Annotated in this window: 1 protein-coding gene; it reads left to right on the top strand. The window is 63.0% G+C overall.

The genetic code is table 11. The annotated features are described in order from the left end of the window. Window positions 1-338 (top strand): hypothetical protein (locus QSK36_RS43215; protein WP_285786458.1); only part of this gene is annotated, 338 nt, incomplete at both ends.

Below are 338 nucleotides of genomic sequence, written 5' to 3'. Positions count from 1 at the left end.
GGACATGACCTACTCCGCCCCGATGTTCGTCACGGCGGAGTTCATCAATAACACCACAGGTGAGATCAAGAGCCAGACGGTGTTCATGGGCGATTTCCCGCTCATGACGTCGAAGGGCACCTTCATCATCAACGGCACCGAGCGTGTCGTGGTCTCCCAGCTCGTCCGGTCCCCGGGTGTCTACTTCGACCGCTCGGTCGACAAGACCTCCGACAAGGACCTGTTCGGCTGCCGGGTGATCCCGTCGCGCGGCGCGTGGCTCGAGTTCGAGATCGACAAGCGCGACAGTGTCGGCGTGCGCATCGACCGCAAGCGCAAGCAGCCCGTCACGGTGCTGC

It is taken from the genome of Microbispora sp. NBRC 16548 (assembly GCF_030268985.1).
Taxonomy (GTDB): domain Bacteria; phylum Actinomycetota; class Actinomycetes; order Streptosporangiales; family Streptosporangiaceae; genus Microbispora; species Microbispora catharanthi.
The sequence above is the reverse complement of the archived record's forward strand: the minus strand, read 5'-3'. Positions and strand labels throughout refer to the sequence as shown.